Source organism: Streptomyces sp. NPDC057654 (genome assembly GCF_042800135.1).
Classification (GTDB): Bacteria; Actinomycetota; Actinomycetes; order Streptomycetales; family Streptomycetaceae; genus Streptomyces.
This window is the reverse complement of sequence record NZ_JBHVHQ010000063.1, coordinates 1-19,116: the sequence shown is the minus strand read 5'-3', so window position 1 is coordinate 19,116 and position 19,116 is coordinate 1. Positions and strand designations below refer to the sequence as shown.

Genomic DNA, 19,116 nt, shown 5'->3' with positions numbered 1-19,116 from the left:
GAGCCCATGGTGCTCCGCCCCTTACCTATGCCCCGTATCCGGGCCGGGAGCCCCTCGCCGCGGGCCGGCTGTCGAACTCATCCGGGCCGGACTGTCGGACCCATGACCCACAATGGGTAGCCGCAGGGCAAACAGTGCGGAGGACAGCATGGCGGTGTGGGACGACCTGGTCGGCCAGGACCAAGTGACGGCGCAGCTCGCCGATGCCGCCGGCGACGCGGACCGGTTCGTCACCGCGACGATCGAGGGCTCCGCGGATGAGATCACCGCGTCCAAGATGACCCACGCCTGGCTGTTCACCGGCCCGCCGGGTTCCGGGCGCTCGACGGCCGCCCGTGCCTTCGCGGCCGCGCTCCAGTGCGTCAGCCCGGACCGGGCGCTGGGCGGAGCGCCGGGCTGCGGTTTCTGCGACGGCTGCCACACCACGACCGTGGGCACGCACGCCGATGTCGAGATCGTCCGTACGGACCTCCTGTCCATCGGCGTCAAGGAGACCCGCGACCTGGTGCGCCGCGCCCAGTTGTCGCCCGCCGGCGGACGCTGGCAGGTGATCGTCCTGGAGGACGCGGACCGGCTGACCGAGGGCGCGGGCAACGTGCTCCTGAAGGCCATCGAGGAACCCGCGCCCCGCACCGTATGGCTGCTGTGCGCGCCCTCCCTGGAGGACGTGCTGCCCACCATCCGCTCCCGCTGCCGCCTCCTCACACTCCGTACGCCGCCGGTCGACGCGGTGGCCGATGTCCTGGTGCGGCGCGATGGCATCGAGCCCGAACTGGCCGCCCAGTCGGCCCGCGCCACCCAGGGCCACATCGGCCGCGCCCGCCGCCTGGCCACGGACGAGCGGGCTCGCGCCCGCCGGGCGGCCGTGCTCAAACTGCCGATGCGCGTGGACGACGTCGGCGGCTGCCTCAAGGCCGCGCAGGAGCTGCTGGACGCGGCGGGGGAGGACGCCAAACAGGTGGCCGAGGACGTCGACGCGAAGGAGACGGAGGAGCTGCGCGCGGCACTCGGCGCGGCGGCGGGCACCGGCGGCCGCCTCCCGCGCGGCACGGCGGGCGCCATGAAGGAGCTCCAGGACCGCCAGAAGCGCCGGTCGACCCGTACCCAGCGCGACAGCCTCGATCTCGCGCTGATCGACCTGATGAGCTTCTACCGCGACGTGCTGGCGTTGCAGCTCGGTTCGCGGGTGGCCCTGGCGAATACGGACGTACGGGCCGCGGTCGAGCGCATAGCGTCGGGGACGAAGCCGGAGCAGACGCTGCGCCGCATCGAGTCGGTGATCGCGTGCCGCCGGGCCCTGGACCGCAACGTGGCGCCGCTCTTGGCGGTGGAGTCCATGACGATGTCCCTGAGAGCCGGCTGAACCCCTCCCTGCCCTGCCAGCCGCGGCTCATCCGATCTCGGCTCGTACGAGTGAGAAATGGCCCGCGGAACGGAGGCTCACCGCACCTCGCCGGATACGCTCCGAATGCATGCGATCACCAAGCGCGTTCGAATCGACTACGGCAAGGGCAAGGGATCAGCCGATGACCAGCAGCCGCCTGCTCCGCACCTCCGGTACCGCCGCGGCGGCAGCCGTCCTCCTCCTGGTCTCCGGCTGCTCGGCGGGCGGCTCGGCGTCCCTGGACAGCAAGGGCGTCGGCTTCGCGCGCGAGGAGCCCACGCCGCTCCGGCCGCTGTCGGCGACCCCGCCGGCCGCCCTGAAGCCGTACTACGGGCAGCGGCTGACCTGGCACGCGTGCCGGGCGCGGGGGTTCGAGTGCGCCACGATGAAGGTCCCGCTCGACTACACCCGGCCGAAGGCCGGCGGCGATGTGAAGCTCGCTGTGGCCCGTAAAAAGGCGACAGGCCGGGCGAAGCCGCTGGGCTCGCTGCTGGTCAATCCGGGCGGCCCCGGCGGCTCGGCCATCGGGTACCTCCAGCAGTACGCGGGCATCGGCTACCCGGCATCCGTACGGGCCCGGTACGACATGGTCGCCGTGGACCCGCGCGGGGTGGGGGCCAGCGAGCCCGTCACCTGCCTGTCCGGCCGGCAGATGGACGAGTTCACGGCCACCGACCAGACCCCGGACGACGGGGCGGAGGCGGCGCGCCTCGTGGCGGCGTACAAGAAGTTCGGCCGCGGTTGCGAGACCCGCTCCGGCCGCATCCTGGGCCACGTCTCCACCATCGAGGCCGCCCGCGACATGGACGTGCTGCGGGCCGCGCTCGGCGACGGGAAGCTCAACTACGTCGGCGCGTCGTACGGCACCTTCCTCGGCGCCACCTACGCCGGCCTGTACCCGAGCCGCGTCGGCCGCGTGGTCCTGGACGGTGCGATGGACCCGTCGCTGGACGCGGAGCGCATGAACCGCGAGCAGACGGGGGGCTTCGAGACCGCGTTCACCTCGTTCGCCAAGGACTGCGTGGGGCGCAAGGACTGCCCGCTCGGCACCAAGAGTCCGGCGGATGCCGGCCGCCGCCTGAAGGCGCTTTTCGACCGCACCGACAGACACCCGCTCCGCACCTCCGGCCCTCGCCGCCTCACCGAGAGCCTGGCGACGACCGGCGTGATCTCCGTGATGTACGACCAGAGCGGCTGGCCCCAGCTCCGTACGGCCTTGAAATCGGCCCTGAAACCCGCTGGCAAGGGCGATGGCAGCGCCCTGCTGGCCCTCTCGGACCACTACTACGAACGGAACAGCAAGGGCGGCTACGCCAACCTGATGTTCGCCAACCCCGCCGTCAACTGCCTGGACCTCCCCGCCGCCTTCCGCGGCCCGGACGACGTCCGCGAGGCGGTCCCCGCCTTCGAGAAGGCGTCCCCCGTCTTCGGCCGCGGCCTGGCCTGGTCCGCCCTGAACTGCGCCTACTGGCCCCGCCCGGCCACCGGCAGCCCGCACCGTGTCGAGGCCAGGGGCGCGGCCCCCATCGTCGTGGTCGGCACCACCCGAGACCCCGCCACCCCCTACCGCTGGGCCCGCGGCCTGGCCGCCCAGCTCACCTCCGGCCGCCTCCTCACCTACAACGGCGACGGCCACACCGCCTACGGCCGCGGCAGCACCTGCATCGACACCGCCATCAACACCTACCTCCTCAAAGCCACACCCCCCACCCCCCACAAGACCTGCACCTGACCCCGCCCCGGCCCCCGTACAGACCACCCCTCGGACCTGTGTAGACTTGGCGACGCCGCAAACGCCCTCCCGGCAACGCGGCACGCCGCCTTAGCTCAGTTGGCCAGAGCAACGCACTCGTAATGCGTAGGTCTCGGGTTCGAATCCCGAAGGCGGCTCAATGCAAAAAAGCCCAGGTCACCTCTGTGACCTGGGCTTTTTGCTGCTACTTGATGCGGCGACGGCGACGTGAGCGGGCTGCTCTGTTGCCTGTGGTCTCAGTTTTGGTCTCAGTCGCGGTATCTGGCTGAGGCCAGAAGGCGGCTCCCATGCGGCTCATCGCGTCTTTGGAGAGGTGTGATCTCCCCTTCACATAGCGTCGGGTCTGGGTGATCCCTGTGTGCCGGAGGATTTCCATGATGGTCGGCATGTCCACGCCCAGTTCGGTGAGGATCGTGCCTGTGGTGTGGCGGCTGCCGTCGTACAGACGGCGGTCGCTGATACCCGCCTCCGTGAGGAGTTCTTTGAACTCCTCCCAATCAGCGCGGGGGTCAATCGGCCGGCCGTCGGGTCGAGCGAACACCACGTCGTGCTCCTCCCAGTCGACGCCCGCAGCTATCCGCGCTTCGTCCTGCTGCGCCTTGTGCTCGCGCAGGTAGGGCACGAACGGCGGGGGAATCGGTACCGCATTCCGGCTCTTCTTCGTCTTGGGACGCGTGAAGGCCAACCCGCCGCCTTTCCGTTCAGGACACGTGCTGGCATGCCGTGTGCACGTCTTCGTGCACGGTTTGGGACAGCCGCGCGTGTAGTTCCTGTGCGTCGAGCAGGGCAACGGGCATGTCTCGAAGCGGTGGAGGCGGGCCCCACAGGCATGCGGGTCCTTGCATCCGTGACGCCAAGTCAGACGTTGGAGCTGCCAATGGGGGTGGAACAGCTCGGCTTCGAGGTCGACGTAAGGCCAGCGGAAACCCAGAGCTTCACCCTGGCGAAAGCCCATGCCGACACCGACGACCCAGCGCATGAAGGCGGGCCGTTTGGCAGCGGCCTCCAAGAAGGCTTTGGCCTCTTCGATCGTGAACGGGTTCGTCTCTGTCTCGTCGACGCTGGGCGGGTCCACGAGCGTGGCGACGTTTTCCACGACGAGTCGGCGGCGGTGCGCGATTTTCAGCGCGCACGACAAGATGCGATGCACCTTGAGGACGTGCGACGCCGCATGCTCTTGGAGCATGTCCGCGTAGAGCCTTTCCAGGTGTTCCGGCGCGAGCTTGTCCAGCCGGTGTTGGCCAAGGCCCGGGATGATGTCGTTGCGGGTCTTCGACCAATAGTCGTCCAGGGACCTTGGCTTGAGCTTCAGACTCGCGATCGTGGTCAGGTAGGTCTCCATCCACTGCGCAACGGTCGGTTTGCGCCCGGCCTTGGGGGCGCGCCCTTCGTCTCGAAGCCTCTCCAACTCCATGACCTTGCGGCGCACTTCCACGACGGTCTTCCCCCGCCGATGGCGTCGGTCGGGGCTACCGTCACTCTTGATGCCCACCCTTGAAGGGCGGGACTGGGTACGCATCGACACCTGGCGCACCAACGAGGGACCGCACGCGTACTACGAGCGCATGGGCTTCAAGCACGTACGCACGGAGAGCCCTTCGCATCGGCTTTCGGGGTGGCTTGCCCAGCGTTCCGCCGACGCGCTGTCCCTGCCCCACGAGCCGCTTCGCGTCGGCACTCTTGAGGCCGAGATATAGAACGAACGGAACCCTGTGGAGCGCATCCGATCGCCTTGCTGAAGGGGACGATCGGATGCATTCCACAGACTTGGCGGCCCAGTACACGATCTGACTCAGATGACGCTAAGTCCTCGAAGCGGCGCCGCCATCAGGAGCAGAGGCGGGAGCAGGAGGGTAGAACTGCCGAGTCCAGTGGCGGAACACCCCGATGCTCCGCTCATTGGCAGCCAGTTTTGGGATTGGTTCGTACCGCTTGTGCTTCCAGATCATTACGTCGTCACGCAGGATCCTCGCAGTCATGCGAAGTACGGCCTGTGCTACTCCCCTGGTCAACGTGGCCACGTAGCCAGGCACATTCGGGCCCGGCACGCGTCGAGGATCGGTGACCGTGCACGCGACGGCTAGGCGGAAACGGCTGTGAGCCGGTTCGAGGGGTGTGGCCATACCCCACACGTGGACGACCAGCCCGAAGCGGGGAAGGCTCAATTCCGTCAGCGTCCAGCCAAGACCAGCCATCAACGTAGAGTTCTCCCACGTCAGACTGCCCAGGAAAGGAATGCGGGCTGCTTCGGACCGCAGGTTGGTACGCAGCAGCGGTCCGTCTGCCGTGGGTGGGGAGATCAGCCGTACGGGCAGGCGGTGGAGAGCCCCGAGGTGACGGTAGTCGCAAACGTTCTCCACGATCTCCTGCGGGTGAGTGGGAAGCTCCATGCTCCATCGCGCAGTGGGGGTCACAGCGGGGTCAACTGCATTTGGCAGCTCCCACGCGGGCCGATTCCCATCGTGGCCATGCCACATAACCAGAATCCCGTTGTGTTCGAACACAGGGCGCGTAGTGAGTCGGGCGCGAAGCACTGCATTATCAGGTGAACCTACGCACGCGCCGTCCGGGGCGAACGCAAAACCATGGAACGGACACACCAGGTTCTCGCCGTCGATGGTGCCGCCCGCGCCGAGGTGGGCTCCCAGGTGCGGACAGTACGGATCGACTGCCCGCGCCAATCCGCTCTGAGTGCGGTAGAGCACCACGTCCTCACCAGCCAAGCGCCGGGTGATCACTCGCCCACGCGGCAGTTCCACCGAAAACCCCAGGCAGTACCAACCATTCGGATACGGCAGCCCCGGCACCCCAGCCGACGCGGGTACGTCCCGTGCCGTTCTCACCGGGTACAGCCAGCCCGACCGGCGTGCCCACGCCCGTACGGCATTTTCGGCTTTTGTCATACCTGTCAGCCTAGGATCGCCTCTTCAGCGTCCCGAGTACCGGCGCGACCTGACAGCCCCATACCACCCGATGCGACGCAGAAGACCCAGCCGAGCCGGAGGCGCGTGGCTCGGCTGACTGCTCAACATCGACGAACATGGGAGCGACTGCGAACGGCTCGGTCCGTTGCTAGCTGGCCCCAGGGCTACTCGATGGGGATCTCGTACACGATCTCGCAGTGTGCGGCGGGGATCACGATGTCAGCCGTCTCGGCGGGGCGCCCGTCGGCGCAGAAGTACGTTCGCCGGATGTGCGTCACCAACGCGCCCGTCTGAGCACCAAGCAGAGTAGCTTCCTCCGCCGTCGCCTGCCTCGGTTCCGGCTGCTCCACAGCATGGCTGACCGCTACGCCGATGACCGCCATTCGTTCGACCACGCCACGCCCACCGTGAGGACCGCCCTCGGGCAACACCACGATGGTGCCGCCCGTGAGGTCGTACGGTTCCCAGCTGCTCGACAACTGCACGGGCTTGCCATCGGCCAAGAACTCGTACGTGGTGTGGACCGTGAGCGCGCCTTCATCGATCCCGAGCCGCGCGGCAATGTCTGCGGGCGCCGGCACCTTGGCCTCGGAGTGGTGCTCCCACGACCCAGCCTTGCCCAGGCCCGCCATGTCGCCACGGAACGGTGAGCCGCCGCGCACTTCACGACTTCGCGAGCGCACCATGCGGACCTTCGCGCGCGGTTCGGCCACGTACGTACCGGAACCGGCGCGGCCCTCCAGAAGTCCTTGAGCGATCAGCAGTTCCTGTGCGCGACGGATCACGTTCTCGCCGACCTCGTACTCCTCACCGAGCCGAGCGCGGGAAGGCAAGCGATCTCCGGGCGACCATTCACCGTCGCTGATGCGCTGCCGGAGCAGATCAGAAGCGGCGAGATATGGCGGCTGATCAGGCATGTGGCAAATCTAGTCCACTAGCTTCACTGTGTGTGACATTGCCGCAACGGAGGACCGTCGTGCCCGCACCCGTCTCGCGAGCGCAAGACATGGCCGCGCGTCTCTCCGCTGCCTCGTACGAACCTCGCGTCACCCGCCACCCCGATCACTTCCGGATCGAATCCGATGCGTCCGGTCCCATTCCCTTATTCCGGTGGCGAGCACTCCTCACTGCCTTGGAGATGGCCGACAGTTTCGGGCTCGACGGTGACGCCGACGGCCAGACCGCATGGGTCACCGTCCGCACCGAGCAGACGGCCGGCGGCGGAGATGGCGTTGAGCCGACAGAAAGCCGATGACGTGAACGACAACGCTCCTAGCGAGTGCGGACCACCCCGGCGCGGCTGTGCCCTGTGTGGGCGAGAAGGTGACTTCGGACCTCTCGCGCCTGACAACCCACGCTCGGGACTGTGCGAAGCGTGCATCAGGGCAGGCCACCCCACCCGCGATACGCTGAAACAGGCAGTGGTGATCGTGGCCAGCCAAAGCCTCGCGGATGTTGAAGGTGTCGTACTGGAGACCGCGACGCCGGAAGAGATGGCCTACCACGTGGCAGCGCTCAAGCAGAGTCTCCGCACCGTCTTGCAACTGCTAGTCATTCCGGCGGTGACACAGCAATGAGCGACGACACTCCCCTGTGGTCTGTGGAGTGTCCCGAGGGACTACCGCTGTACCGCACCGAGGAGGGGTACGTGATGGTGCCGCTGAGGATCATCAGAAGCGGCAAGATGATCGCTGAGGCACCGATGAGGCTGAGTGCGGTATGCGCCGAGCTCCTGCACGCTTCCCTGTGCCGCGCCCTGGACGGGCAACCGATCCCGGCGGACGCTCCGGAGTGCCGCCCGGCGGTACTCCGACCGGCCCCCAAACGCCCGAGAACGCCTCTCCAGTCTCCGTGGGCGGACGGGCGTTGACTAGCGCGGTCGGTGACCGGCTCGCACTTGTCATCTGGGGCTGCTCGGTCGCCGGGTGGTCTCAGATTTGGTCTCAGTTGCGGTGTGGTCGCTGATCGTCCCTGGGCGTCCGCGGTCGTACGGCTAGCCTCGCGCTTTCATGAAGCGGGCTGTCCGGTGGGTGATCGCGTCAGCAGAAAGTGCCTCTGACCAGCGAGAATGTGGATTGTCGAGATCCCTGTTCCCGCCACCGTCGGAGGCACTTCCCAGGTGAAGAAGCGTATCGGGTCCTACCCGCGTGTCCGTATCGAGGGCGGTGGCCGGGCGGTGGTGTCCCAGGCCGGCGGCGTGCTGCTGATCGAGACAGTCCGCAAGTCCGGTCTTGATCAGGCGATATCGGCGGCACTGGCGCTGTGGCGAAAGGCTCGGGCGGTGCACGGTCCGGGCAAGATCCTGCTGGATGTGGCTCTGGCGGTTGCTTTGGGTGGGGACTGCCTCGCGGACGTCGGCATGCTGCGGGCCGAGCCTGGCGTGTTCGGTCCGGTGGCCTCCGATCCGACCGTCTCACGGCTGATCGATGCCCTCGCCTCGGCCGGGTCGAAGACCCTGACAGCGGTCCGCTCTGCGCGGGCGGACGTTCGCGAGCACGTGTGGAAGCCGGCGGGCCGTTCGGCGCCCGACGCCGCTCGTCAAGTGATCGTGGACCTGGACGGGGTGCTCGTCCTGGCGCACTCGGAAAAGCAGGATGTCACCGCGACGTGGAAGAAGACCTTCGGCCACCATCCGCTCATGGCCTTCGTCGATCACGGGCCGCAGGGCAGCGGAGAGCCGGTGGCCGGCCTGCTGCGGCCGGGCAAACGCGGGCAGCAACACCGCCGCCGACCACATCACCACAGCCAACTCGCCCTGGCCCAGCTGCCGAAGAAGTACCGGCGCGGACGCCAGACGCTGATCCGTACCGACTCCGGAGGCGGCACCCACGAGTTCCTCGCCTGGCTCGCCCAGCGGGGCAGGTGGCTGTCGTACTCGGTCGGCATGACCATCACCGACGCCATCCACGAGGCCGTCCTCAAGGCCCCTCCCGCCGCGTGGACGGCGGCCGTCGAGCCGAGCGGCGAGATCCGCGACGGCGCCTGGGTCGCCGAACTCACCGGCGATGTCCTCAAGGGCTGGCCCAAGGGGATGCGGCTGATGATCCGCAAAGAACGGCCCCATCCGGGAGCGCAGCTGCGCTTCACCGATGCCGACGGGCTGCGGCTCACCGCGTTCACCACCAACACCACCGGCGTCCCGATCGCCGCACTCGAACTCCGGCACCGCCAGCGCGCACGCGCCGAGGACCGCATCCGGGCCGCCCGCGCCACCGGCCTACGCAACCTGCCCCTGCGCGAAACCGCACAGAACCGGATCTGGCTGGAGATCGTCCAGCTCGCCCTCGACCTGCTGGCCTGGATGCCCATGCTCGCTCTGACCGGCGAAACCCGCAGGTGGGAGCCCCGCCGTCTGAGGCTCCGCCTCTTCTCCGCCGCCGCTCAGATCGTCACGACCGCCCGCCGCAGGCGCCTGAGATTCGCACGCCACTGGCCCTGGACCGATGTGATCACTGATGCCCTGGCACGGCTCGAAGCTCTCCCGAACCCCGGCTGACCAGCACGTTCCCCTACCTGCGGACAGCACCACCCCGACCGGAGCCGTGGAACCCGGCGCCCACCCGACGCGACAGCCGGGCCATCAACCTGGCCACCACCAACCCGAGCAACCGAAACGGCCCGCCGAAGAATCCGACGGACCGTCACGAAAGATCGAGGCTAAGCTGCCAACTATCCGGCCAATGAAGGGACGCAGCCGTGGCTCAGCCGCAAGCCGACGACCAGCCCAAAGCCTCCCACCCGCCCTCGAATCCATGACCCTGCTGGTCGCCGCCGTCATCGTCCACGACAAGGCCACCAACCGCGTCGTCCTCCTCCAACGAAGTCAGGACGCCAAGTTCGCCCAGGGCATGTGGGACCTCCCCGTTGGCAAGAGCGAGCCCGGCGAGCCGATCACAGAAACTGCGGTGCGCGAGCTGTACGAGGAGACCGGTCTGACCGTGAAGCCGGAGTCTCTGAAGGTCGCCCACATCATCCACAGCGCCTGGGGCGTCGAAGCCCCCAACGGCTTCCTCACCGTTGTCTTCGTCGCCTACGAATGGACCGGTGAGCCCGAAAATCGCGAACCACGCAAGCATGCTCGGGTCCGTTGGACCGATACCAACGCCATCCCCGAAGAGTTCGTGGACACGACCGCCAGCGCTCTCCGCTGGTACCTGACCGATGGTCCTCAGATATCGCTCGACGGCTGGCGTTAGCGAACAGCCTCAAGACACAGAAGAGCGTGTTGAGCTATCGAGGGGGTGGTGCCCCCGCCTAGCCTGCAGGTGGTGTAGATTTCTCTATTTAGGTAGTCGCCCACGTGCCGATCATGTCAAATGGTCGTTGCGTAGCGTACGTAGGGTCCCAAGCGAAGGAAGAACCAGTGTCCAGTGCCCATGGTTCACACCGCAACATGTTTTGCCAGCTTGACGTGTTGGGAAACGAAGCAAGTGTTGAGACATTCTTTGTCAATCGCCTGCTTGCTGAGCTTGGGTATCGTGACGGACAGATCAAGACCAAGGAGTCCCTGGAGAAGCTCAAGGTGAATGAAGGTCGCCAGCGAAAGCTGTATCGACCCGATTACGCCCTTGAGGTTGATAATACTGTCCGTTGGGTGCTGGAAGCTAAAGCAGTCGACGAAAGCCTCCTCCCTTTTGTTGGTCAGGCGGCTAGCTATTGTCATCATATTAATGCGTCGCATCGGCAGGGCAACCCTGTCACTCACTTCATCATGACGAACGGTGCCCTGACGGAAGTCTATGAATGGGATCGCCAGGATCCGATACTCACTCTATCCTTCAAAGATTTTGACGGAGTGAGCGAGAAGTGGGTAAAGTTGAAGGAGATTATGGCTCCGGATGCCTTTGCGTCCAAAGGGTGGGCTTTGCAGCCTGCCCTTTTTGAATCGTCAATGGAGATTCGTCGGGCTTCAATCTCTGAGATCAACTCTGCTTTCGCGTGGTGTCATAAGTTTATCTACCGACGCGAGAACTATAGCTACTCTGCAGCCTTCATGGAATTTGTGAAGGTCGTATTCCTTAAGCTTCTCAGCGATAAGGCCATACACGCTAGCCCTGACGCGCTAGTCCTGGAGAATGGTTCTCTTCAAATCCCCGCGGAAGAAGTGAAATTCTCCACGGCGTGGATTGAAAAGATGGAGGGGGAAAGCCCGAATCCTGTTGCCGACGTCCAGTTCAGCAACCTTGTCCGTCAATTGGAAGAAGAGATCCGGAAGCGCAAGAAGAAGCGGATCTTCAGTCAGGGTGAAATTCTTGACCTGAGTCCCGAGACGATCAAGGGCGTAGTTGCTAAGCTACAGGACCTTGATCTTTACAGTATGGATTCAGATCTAAACGGGCGCCTGTTTGAGACGTTCTTGAATGCGACCTTGCGCGGTAAGGACCTCGGTCAATTCTTTACCCCTCGTAGCGTGGTGAAACTAGCAACCCGCCTCGCTGATCTTCAGGTTCGCCGTGATCACGTTGATACGGTCATTGATGCTTGCTGCGGGACAGGAGGGTTCCTAATTGAGAGCCTTTCTGACATGTGGGGTAAGGTGGCTGCTAATCAAAGCCTGTCCGCAGCCGAGAAGAATCAGACGCGTGAAGAAATTGCGACCCAGCGAATCTACGGAATCGACGTCGCGAAAGAGCCTGCCCTCGCGCGGATTGCACGGATCAACATGTACTTGCATGGGGATGGCGGGAGTCGTGTCTACCAGTTGGATGCGCTCGACAAACGAGTAAGGTCGCATGCCACCGAATCGAATGAGGTTCGTGACGAAAAGGAGGAATTCAAGGAGATTGCTGAGCGCTCTGGGTTTGATGTTGCTTTGACGAATCCGCCATTTGCGAAAGAGTACGCTCGCAAGACGGATGTGGAGCGCCAGATTCTCGATCAGTATGAGCTTGCTTTTCAAGATTCAGGCCGAACTCGTAAGCCGATCTCCAGTCTCAAGTCGAGCATGATGTTCATCGAGAGGTATCACGATCTACTTCGTCCCGGCGGCCGTCTCGTAACCGTTATTGATGACTCGATTCTCGGTGGAGACCGTGAGAAGAGAATCCGTTCCTATGTGCGAGACAAATTCATCGTCAAGGCGGTAGTCTCACTGCCTGGGGATGCTTTCCAGCGATCGCAGGCTCGCGTGAAGACCTCTGTTGTGGTGCTACAGAAGAAGCACCATCCAGATGAAGAGCAGACGCCTGTGTTTATGTATTACTGCACACGCGTGGGTATCGACGAAGTGGCACGCCAGCGAGTACTCCCCATCGATGAAGAAAACCGTAGAGCTGCTGAGGCGGAGATCGAGGAAGTAGGCAGGCTCTACAAGGATTTCCTGAACGGCCATCCTGATGATTCTTGGATTGTGCCTCCAGGGGCCATCGAGAACCGTATGGACGTGAAGGCGTGTCTGCCAAGCGCCGGGCGAAATGTCGAAAAGTGGCAGGCGGAAGGGCATGAGGTGCTGAGCGTTGGGGAGATGCTCAGGCCGGCCTTTGGGGTAGTTGAACTGCCTGCAGAAGGTGAAACACTCGTTGATAGGGCGAGCGATGTCGTTATTCCGTCCGAAAGTGACGAGCTTGTAACGCTGCTTCGAGTTCGTTATGACGGTGTGGCAGAAGCTGGCGAGACGATTGCGGCATCCGACTCAACGTACGATGTGCTGTACAAGGTCAGGGCAGGAGATGTGGTTATTAGTCACATCAATGCCGTGCATGGAGCGGTCGCCGTAATTCCTGATGAGCTGGAAGGGCTAGTAGCGACAAAGGAATATACGGTTTGCCGACCGCGGCAGGGGTATCATCCCTATCTGATCTGGCAAATGCTTCGCACGCCTGAGGCTCGGGCCGACTTGCTTCTCTCGTCGACGGGGATGGGGAGGACGAGGGTTGACTGGGCAATCGTCGCCCAGCTGCAGCTTCCAGTACCAACCGTGAAGATCAGCGAAGCCGCCATCAAGGCCGTCGAGGATGCCCGGGCCTTGGAGCGGAAGGCGCGCGAGCTTTATGAGACGGCGGCCCAGACCCTTGGTTCATCCCTCAACTTGGATAACAAGGAAGCGAGGGCGCTCCTGGCGGCGTTCAAGCCGCCAAGGTAGCCACTGGTGGGCTTGACCGCTCCGTGCGTGAGCGATGCGTGAGCGGACGGAGCGGCATCCGTTGGATCACGCGTCAGGCCCGCGAGGCCGACAGGTCTCTGACCAGGGAAAAATGGATCGAGTGTGATCACTGGGCAGGGGGCGTCACGATCTTGCAGGCCTCGTAATGCGTAGGTCTCGGGTTCGAATCCCGAAGGCGGCTCTACTTGAACCTCCAGGTCAATCCTCTGACCTGGAGATTCTTGCGTTCGGCCTGCTCGTCGCCACTACGCGGCAGTCGAGCAGGCATCCTGAACCAGTGCCTCTACGCGTGCGTTTACGGCCAGCGCAGGCTGCATCCGGAGGCCTCTCGTGCGGCCCTGCTCGAAGGAGGTCGTTCGCGTCTCCGCCCCGTCCCCTGCACGTTCCTACGGCAGCGGCCACACCCCTACCAAACAGACAGGAAAGGGAGCTCCATAGTCCACCGAACGGGCGGTGGACTACACGATCGGGTGACGGTCTGGTGTGGAGGCGCTCGGTTCTTTTGGGCTCGACATACTCGGTCGCGAGTGGTCGACGCGGATTGGGATAGGGGTCATGCCGGATGTATTCGATCAAATCGAATGGAAAGTGCGGAAGGTTTTAGGGAGCGAGCCGGTTTGCGTGCATGTGGGGAATGTCGAGGAGTGTGAGATCAAGCGGCATCCCACTTACCTGAAGTTTCGTGCGGAGGCGATCTCGGCCGGAATTCGATCGGCTTCGACCTCCCGACTTTGGGAGTCCATTATTGCCATGGGGAGGCTGTCCGATCTGGACGGTGACGATACGTGGCGGCTGGTCATATTGGACTGCATCATCCCCTGCTTCCGTTCGCTCTCAGCGAGGATCTCCCAAGATTTCAAAGTCGAGCGCGAAGAGATTTGGTCGGGCATGGTGGCAACTGCGTTGGAGGTGTGGGTGGACACTGCCATGGGTGTCCCGCCCCGCCGTGTCAGAGATCGAATGGTGAAGGCTGCCTTCGAAGTGGCTTTCCGGTGCGGGAATTCCACCTCGTCGGAGTACTCGATGGACGAGTTTGACATGTTCGTCCGTCCGGAGATATCGAGCCAGAGTTCCGTGCTGAGTGCGTCGTCGATCATCGATGTCAATAGTATCCGTGATGCGGATGCCGCAGAATAGATTAGGGGGGAGCGTTATGGTGCGCTGCTCCAGGGGTTGGGTTGCTTCGACTTTGTGCGGGGATACCACGACCTATATCCTTCTTTTGCTGGGCTCCGAGAGGCTGCGGGTGTGATGGGGATCTCTGAATCTTCTGCACACCGACTCAGCAGGGCAGGCGATTTTCCTTTCCCTGTGGCTAGGGCAGGGCGGAGCTACAAGGTATCGGTCAAGGCGCTCATGCATTTCATGGATATCACGGACTCCATCGTCCATGTAGGCGATGTTGAGAATGGTGCCCTCCATGCCGGTGGCGGCGTACGGTGATCCAAACTGTCGTCAGTCGAATGCTTTAGCCTCGATCATTCATGAGGGCCCGCCAGCTGGCTGACGGGCCCATTGTGGTGAGTGTCGGTGGGGATTTCGGAGTCTGGGCAGGTGGAGTGCCCGGCTGTCGCGTCGGGTTCCACGGCTCCGGTGGGCTCGTGCTGTTCGCAGGGATGGGAAAGGTGCTGGTCAGCCTGGGCTCGGGAGGGCGTGGAGTCGGTGCAGGGCATCGGTGATCACGTCGGTCCAGGGCCAGTGCTTGGCGGGTAGCGGCGGCGGCCGGTGGTGACGAGCTGGGCGGCGGTGGAGAACAGCCGAAGCCGCAGGCGGCGGGGCTCCCAGAGCCGGAGCGGTGCCGGCGAGGGCGAGCAGGGGCATCCAGGCGAGCAGGTCGAGGGCGATCTGCACGATCTCCAGCCAGATCTGGTTCTGCGCGGTGTCGTGGAGGGGGAAGTTGCGCAGGCCGGTGGCGCGGGCGGCGCGGATGCGGTCCTCGGCCCGGGCCCGCTGCCGGTGGCGCAGTTCGAGGGCGGCGACCGCCTCGCTGACCGTGTTGGTGGCGAAGCAGGTCAAGCGCATGCCGTCAGCGTCGGTGAAGCGCAACTGGGCGCCGGGGTGAGGCCGTTCCTTGCACACGATGAGCCGCAGCCCTTTCGGCCAGCCCGTCAGGCAATCGCCGGCGAGTTCGGCGACCCAGGCGCCGTCGCGGATGTCGCCGTCGGGTTCGACGGCCGGGGTCCAGGCCGAGGCCGGGACCTTCAGGACGGCCTAGTGGATGGTGTCGGTGATGGTCATCCCGACCGAGTACGACAGCCACCTTCCGCGCTGGGCGAGCCAGGCGACGAACTCGTGGGTGCCGCCGCCGGAGTCGGTGCGGATCAGCGTCTGGCGTCCGCGCCGCAGCCGTTTCGGCAGTTGGGCCAAAGCCAGCCTGGTGGCCTGGATGTGGTCCGTGGCGGTGTTGGAACCCGCGTTGCCGGGCCGCAGCAGGCCCACGACCGGCTCGCCGGACCCGCCCCGGCCATGGTCGACGAACCCCATCAGCGGGTGGTGCCCGAACGTCTTCTTCCAGGTCGCGGTGGCGTCCTGCTTCTCGGAGTGCGCGATGACGAGGACGCCGTCGATGTCCACGATCACCTGCCCGCCCGCGTCCGGCGCCTCCTGGTCGGCCAACTTCCGGACATGTTCGCGTACTTCGGCGCGGGCCGTGCGCAGTGTGGTCAGGGCCCGCTTCCCGCCCCGGGCGAGCAGGTCGATGAGCCGGGAGACTGTCGGGGCGGAGGCCACCGGCCCGAACACAGCGGGCTCCGCCCGCAGCATGCCCACATCGGCCAGGCAGTCCCCGCCCAGCGCGACCGCGAGGCGACGTCCAGGAAGATTTTTCCCGGGTCGTGGACGGCCCGCTGCTTGCGCCACGGAGCGAGTGCCGTCGATATCGCCGCATCCAGGCCGGTCTTGCGGACCGTCTCGACCAACAGCACCGCACCGGCCTGCGAAACCACTCCGCGACCGCCGCCCTCGACGCGGACACGCGGGTAGGACCCGATACGCTTCTTCACCTGGAAAGTGCCTCCGACGGTGGCGGGAACAAGGACCTCAGCAATCCTCATTCTCGCTGGTCAGAGGCCCTTTCTGCTTACGCGATCACCGGGCGGACAGCCCGCCTCGTGAAAGCGCGAGGTTAGCCTTTCCAGGCTGCGGTGAGTCTGAGAGCGGCCGAGCCTCTGGCGTCGTCAGGTGGCCTCCCATGAGCATCCGTCGGGTGCTGCTGCCGGTCCCGAGTGATCTGGTGAAGTTGACGCGGTGCGTCCTGCTCAGGTCGGCGGCCGATCCGGCTCTGCTAGGGCCCGCGCTGTGTCCGCCTGAGCGAGTGGTCCGCGTACGGGCCTGGCTTTACTGGCCGCAGCACGCTCCGACTTCTCAATCCGCCGTCCGGCGAGGCCGTCGCCGTCCGCAGCCGCAGGCCAATTGGGGCTGATTGGTTGTTGTGGGGGTGTCAGTGGGGTGGGGTAGAACGGGGGAGTTGGGGTGGGGTGGGGTTGGGAGGTTTTGGTGAGATTTTTGGGGCGGGGGGTGGAGATGGGGCGGCTTTTGGGGGTTTTGGAGGGGCTCTCGGGGGCCGCTGCTGTTGTTGATGTTGCTGGTGATGCCGGGATTGGTAAGAGTCGGCTACTGGTTGAGTTCGGGGCGGTGGCTCGGGACCGGGGGATGGTGGTGCTGCGGGGGCGTGCCGTCGAAGGGGAGCGGGGGGTGCCTTCCCCGTCTTTTCACGTGTTCCTCGATGCTTTTGCCGATCTTGAGGCTGTTGAGTTGGTCGGGGTCCAGTCGCTCACTGCTCTGCTGCGGGGGCTTGCTCGTCGTGGGCTTGTGTTGCTCCTTGACGATCTGCATCACGCCGACCCCGCCTCCCTCGAACTCCTCGACCACCTCATACGGCACCCCCTCCCCGCCCCCCTCCTCCTCGTCCTCTCCCGCCGCCCCCGGCAGTCCCCTCCCGCCCTCTCCTCCCTCCTCGCCCGTGGCCACGACACCGGGGTTGTTACGCAGATCGTCCTCAGGGCGCTGGAGATCAGCGATTGTGTTGGTGGGGTGGGGGCAGGGGGGTCGGTTGAGTTGGCTCGGGAGGCTTTCGCGCTCAGTCGCGGTAACCCTTTTTATTTTGGGCTGCTCTTGGGGGCTTCGGGGGGCGGGGGCGGTGTTGCTCAGGCGCTCTTGCTCGACGAGCTCTCCGTCCTCTCCGGCCTTGAGCGGCATCTCGTCGAAGCCGTCGCCTTGCTCGGTGACCACGCCACCACCGACCTCCTCGGCGCCGTCACCGGAGTCGACGACGCCGCGCTCGTGGACGCGCTGCGCGAGGTCGTACGGCGGGATCTCGTACGTCCCGATCCGGGTGGGCATCGGCTGGCTTTGAGGCATCCCCTCATGCGGGGGCTCGTGTGCGACAGCGTTGATCCCTGGCAACGGCAGCGGTTCCATCGGCAGGCCGCCACTGCACTGGCCCTCGCCGGGGCCTCCGTCGTCGATCAGGCGCACCACCTGGAGCAGGCGCTCACCCGGTGGGACGCCGCGGACGCCGGTGTGTTGATTCGTGCCGCCGAGCGGATAGCCACCAGCGCTCCTGCTCTTGCCTCGCGGTGGCTGGACGTCGTGTTGGGGGTTTTGCCTGATCTGCCTGAGTGTCTCGATACCCGCTGCGAGCTCATGCTCGCCCGCGCCCGCGCCCTCGGCACCACCGGAGCCGTGAAGGAGAGCCGCGATCTGCTGCATCAGCTGATTCGGCTGAGGGGGTCTCATGGGGGCGACCCTCTGCGGGGCGCCGCTCTCGTCGAGTGCGCCTTTATGGAGCGTCACCTGGGGCGTTACCCGGAGGCCGGCGCCCTTCTGCATCGTGAAATGGAACGGTGCGCCGCAGCGTCGCCCGGCGAGCGGAGCGTCGCGCTCGTCGTCGAGTGGGGCAACCACGCGCTGTTCGCCACCCGGTTTCCCGGCGTTCGGGAGGAGCTGGCCCGAGCCCTCGCCCGTACCCGGGAACAGGGTGATGAGCTCGGGGCCGGGGAGATCACTACCCTTTCCGCCATCGGTGAGGCGTATGAAGGGAACACCGCCGTCGCCCGTCAGCACGTCGCCGACGCCGTCGCGCTCATCGACGTGTTGACCGACGGCGATCTCGTCGGCCACTGCGAGTCGCTGGTCAGGCTGGCCTGGAGCGAGGTGTTCCTCGACGAGTACGCCGAGGCCGAGCGGCACACCCAGCGCGGCGCCGACATCGCCCGGCGGACCGGACGGCCGTTCGCGCTCTCGCAGCATCTGCTGTGCGCCGCGTACGCGCACTTCATGACGGGCCGGATCACCACGGCCCTGGAACTGGCCGACGAGTCCGAGGCCGTCGCCCGTACCCTCGGTGGCCACGAACTCCTCGGCTTCACGCGCGCGATCAGATCCATGATCCTCATGCACGCCCGGCCGCCCGGCGACCCGGACGTACTCGCCGCAGCCGAGGAGGCGGTGGCCACCGTCGGCACCGTGGACGGCTGGTGGGCGACGCTCGCCCGGTGCATGTCCGCCTACGCCGTGCTCGGCGCCGGCGACCCCCACCGCGTACGGGACATACTCCTGCGCGCCGGCGGCGGCCGGGATCTGCCCCGCCTCCAGCCCTCCGTACGGCCCAACTTCCTGGAACTGCTCGTCACCGCCGCCCTCGCCACCGGGGACAGTGCGGACGCCGAGTACTGGGCGGTTCGTGCCGTGGACGAGGCCGGGCAGCTTGAGCTGCCCACCCAGCGCGGCGCCGCACTGCGCTGCCTCGGGATGATCGACGCCGCGCGCGGCGAACCGGCTGCCGCGGCACGGGCGTTCGGCGAGGCCGCGCGGGAGAGCGCGCGTTCCGGCGCCGCGCTGCGCGAAGCCCACAGCCTCCTGCTCGGCGTCCCCCATCTGAAGGCCGCCGGAGACGGGCCCGGCGCCGCCGCCATGTGGCGCCGCGGGCGGCGGCTCGCCCGCGAGGGCGATG

General features: G+C 65.7%; 12 protein-coding genes, 1 tRNA gene and 3 pseudogenes. 12 read left to right on the top strand and 4 right to left on the bottom strand.

The features are described 5' to 3' along the window. Nucleotides 1-148 precede the first annotated feature (148 nt). From ACFU99_RS08165 to ACFU99_RS08155, 3 genes are all read left to right on the top strand, one after another. Nucleotides 149-1,363 carry a DNA polymerase III subunit delta' gene (locus ACFU99_RS08165; RefSeq protein ID WP_384387545.1) on the top strand — a complete coding sequence of 405 codons (1,215 nt, stop codon included), beginning with the start codon at nt 149-151 and terminating at the stop codon, nt 1,361-1,363. A gap of 163 nt (nt 1,364-1,526) precedes the next feature. Further along, nucleotides 1,527-3,116 carry an alpha/beta hydrolase gene (locus tag ACFU99_RS08160; protein WP_384387543.1) on the top strand — a complete coding sequence of 530 codons (1,590 nt, stop codon included), beginning with the start codon at nt 1,527-1,529 and terminating at the stop codon, nt 3,114-3,116. A gap of 84 nt (nt 3,117-3,200) precedes the next feature. Next, nucleotides 3,201-3,274, top strand: a tRNA-Thr gene (locus ACFU99_RS08155). A 47-nt stretch (nt 3,275-3,321) separates the two neighbouring features. Here the strand turns inward: ACFU99_RS08155 and ACFU99_RS08150 are convergent. After that, nucleotides 3,322-4,656 carry a tyrosine-type recombinase/integrase gene (locus tag ACFU99_RS08150; RefSeq protein ID WP_384387540.1) on the bottom strand — a complete coding sequence of 445 codons (1,335 nt, stop codon included), beginning with the start codon at nt 4,654-4,656 and terminating at the stop codon, nt 3,322-3,324. Here ACFU99_RS08150 and ACFU99_RS08145 point away from each other — a divergent pair. Continuing rightward, on the top strand, nt 4,622-4,834 hold the full coding sequence (locus tag ACFU99_RS08145) for a hypothetical protein (protein WP_384387537.1): 213 nt from the start codon (nt 4,622-4,624) through the stop codon (nt 4,832-4,834). The genes ACFU99_RS08150 and ACFU99_RS08145 overlap by 35 nt on opposite strands. A 105-nt stretch (nt 4,835-4,939) precedes the next feature. On the opposite strand, the gene ACFU99_RS08140 is transcribed toward ACFU99_RS08145, so the two are convergent. Together ACFU99_RS08140 and ACFU99_RS08135 are read right to left on the bottom strand one after the other, a co-directional pair. Next, the gene (locus ACFU99_RS08140) at nt 4,940-6,040 is read right to left on the bottom strand and encodes a Rieske 2Fe-2S domain-containing protein (RefSeq protein WP_384387534.1); all 1,101 of its coding nucleotides are present in this window, start codon (nt 6,038-6,040) and stop codon (nt 4,940-4,942) included. A 185-nt stretch (nt 6,041-6,225) separates the two neighbouring features. Beyond that, a complete protein-coding gene (locus tag ACFU99_RS08135) occupies nt 6,226-6,978 on the bottom strand; it encodes a GntR family transcriptional regulator (RefSeq protein ID WP_384387531.1) in 753 nt (250 codons plus the stop codon). Nucleotides 6,979-7,037: 59 nt separating this feature from the next. On the opposite strand from ACFU99_RS08135, the gene ACFU99_RS08130 reads away from it, so the two are divergent. From ACFU99_RS08130 to ACFU99_RS08105, 6 genes are all read left to right on the top strand, one after another. Then, a complete protein-coding gene (locus ACFU99_RS08130) occupies nt 7,038-7,316 on the top strand; it encodes a hypothetical protein (RefSeq protein ID WP_384387529.1) in 279 nt (92 codons plus the stop codon). Between the two features lie 166 nt (nt 7,317-7,482). Further along, on the top strand, nt 7,483-7,638 hold the full coding sequence (locus ACFU99_RS08125; protein ID WP_384387526.1) for a hypothetical protein: 156 nt from the start codon (nt 7,483-7,485) through the stop codon (nt 7,636-7,638). Between the two features lie 542 nt (nt 7,639-8,180). After that, nucleotides 8,181-9,557, top strand: coding sequence for an IS1380 family transposase (locus ACFU99_RS08120; protein ID WP_384387523.1), 1,377 nt, complete (start codon nt 8,181-8,183; stop codon nt 9,555-9,557). 256 nt (nt 9,558-9,813) lie between these two features. Beyond that, on the top strand, nt 9,814-10,257 hold the full coding sequence (locus ACFU99_RS08115) for an NUDIX domain-containing protein (protein ID WP_384387520.1): 444 nt from the start codon (nt 9,814-9,816) through the stop codon (nt 10,255-10,257). A gap of 167 nt (nt 10,258-10,424) precedes the next feature. Next, nucleotides 10,425-13,142 carry an N-6 DNA methylase gene (locus tag ACFU99_RS08110; RefSeq protein ID WP_384387517.1) on the top strand — a complete coding sequence of 906 codons (2,718 nt, stop codon included), beginning with the start codon at nt 10,425-10,427 and terminating at the stop codon, nt 13,140-13,142. Between the two features lie 576 nt (nt 13,143-13,718). Further along, on the top strand, nt 13,719-14,300 hold the full coding sequence (locus ACFU99_RS08105; RefSeq protein ID WP_384387514.1) for a hypothetical protein: 582 nt from the start codon (nt 13,719-13,721) through the stop codon (nt 14,298-14,300). A gap of 495 nt (nt 14,301-14,795) precedes the next feature. Here ACFU99_RS08105 and ACFU99_RS08100 read toward each other — a convergent pair. Next, nucleotides 14,796-16,165 (bottom strand): annotated as a pseudogene (locus ACFU99_RS08100) (IS1380 family transposase). 520 nt (nt 16,166-16,685) lie between these two features. On the opposite strand from ACFU99_RS08100, the pseudogene ACFU99_RS08095 reads away from it, so the two are divergent. Continuing rightward, a pseudogene (locus tag ACFU99_RS08095) lies at nt 16,686-17,012 on the top strand (AAA family ATPase); the annotation flags it as partial. A gap of 1,245 nt (nt 17,013-18,257) precedes the next feature. Further along, nucleotides 18,258-19,116 (top strand): annotated as a pseudogene (locus ACFU99_RS08090) (LuxR family transcriptional regulator); the annotation flags it as partial.

Excerpts from the sequence above, each read along its gene's own strand:
- ACFU99_RS08165 (WP_384387545.1), top strand. The coding sequence starts at position 149 with ATGGCGGTGTGGGACGACCTGGTCGGCCAGGACCAAGTGACGGCGCAG.
- ACFU99_RS08160 (WP_384387543.1), top strand. The coding sequence starts at position 1,527 with ATGACCAGCAGCCGCCTGCTCCGCACCTCCGGTACCGCCGCGGCGGCA.
- ACFU99_RS08145 (WP_384387537.1), top strand. The coding sequence starts at position 4,622 with ATGCCCACCCTTGAAGGGCGGGACTGGGTACGCATCGACACCTGGCGC.
- ACFU99_RS08150 (WP_384387540.1), bottom strand. The coding sequence starts at position 4,656 with ATGCGTACCCAGTCCCGCCCTTCAAGGGTGGGCATCAAGAGTGACGGT.
- ACFU99_RS08140 (WP_384387534.1), bottom strand. The coding sequence starts at position 6,040 with ATGACAAAAGCCGAAAATGCCGTACGGGCGTGGGCACGCCGGTCGGGC.
- ACFU99_RS08135 (WP_384387531.1), bottom strand. The coding sequence starts at position 6,978 with ATGCCTGATCAGCCGCCATATCTCGCCGCTTCTGATCTGCTCCGGCAG.
- ACFU99_RS08115 (WP_384387520.1), top strand. The coding sequence starts at position 9,814 with ATGACCCTGCTGGTCGCCGCCGTCATCGTCCACGACAAGGCCACCAAC.
- ACFU99_RS08105 (WP_384387514.1), top strand. The coding sequence starts at position 13,719 with ATGCCGGATGTATTCGATCAAATCGAATGGAAAGTGCGGAAGGTTTTA.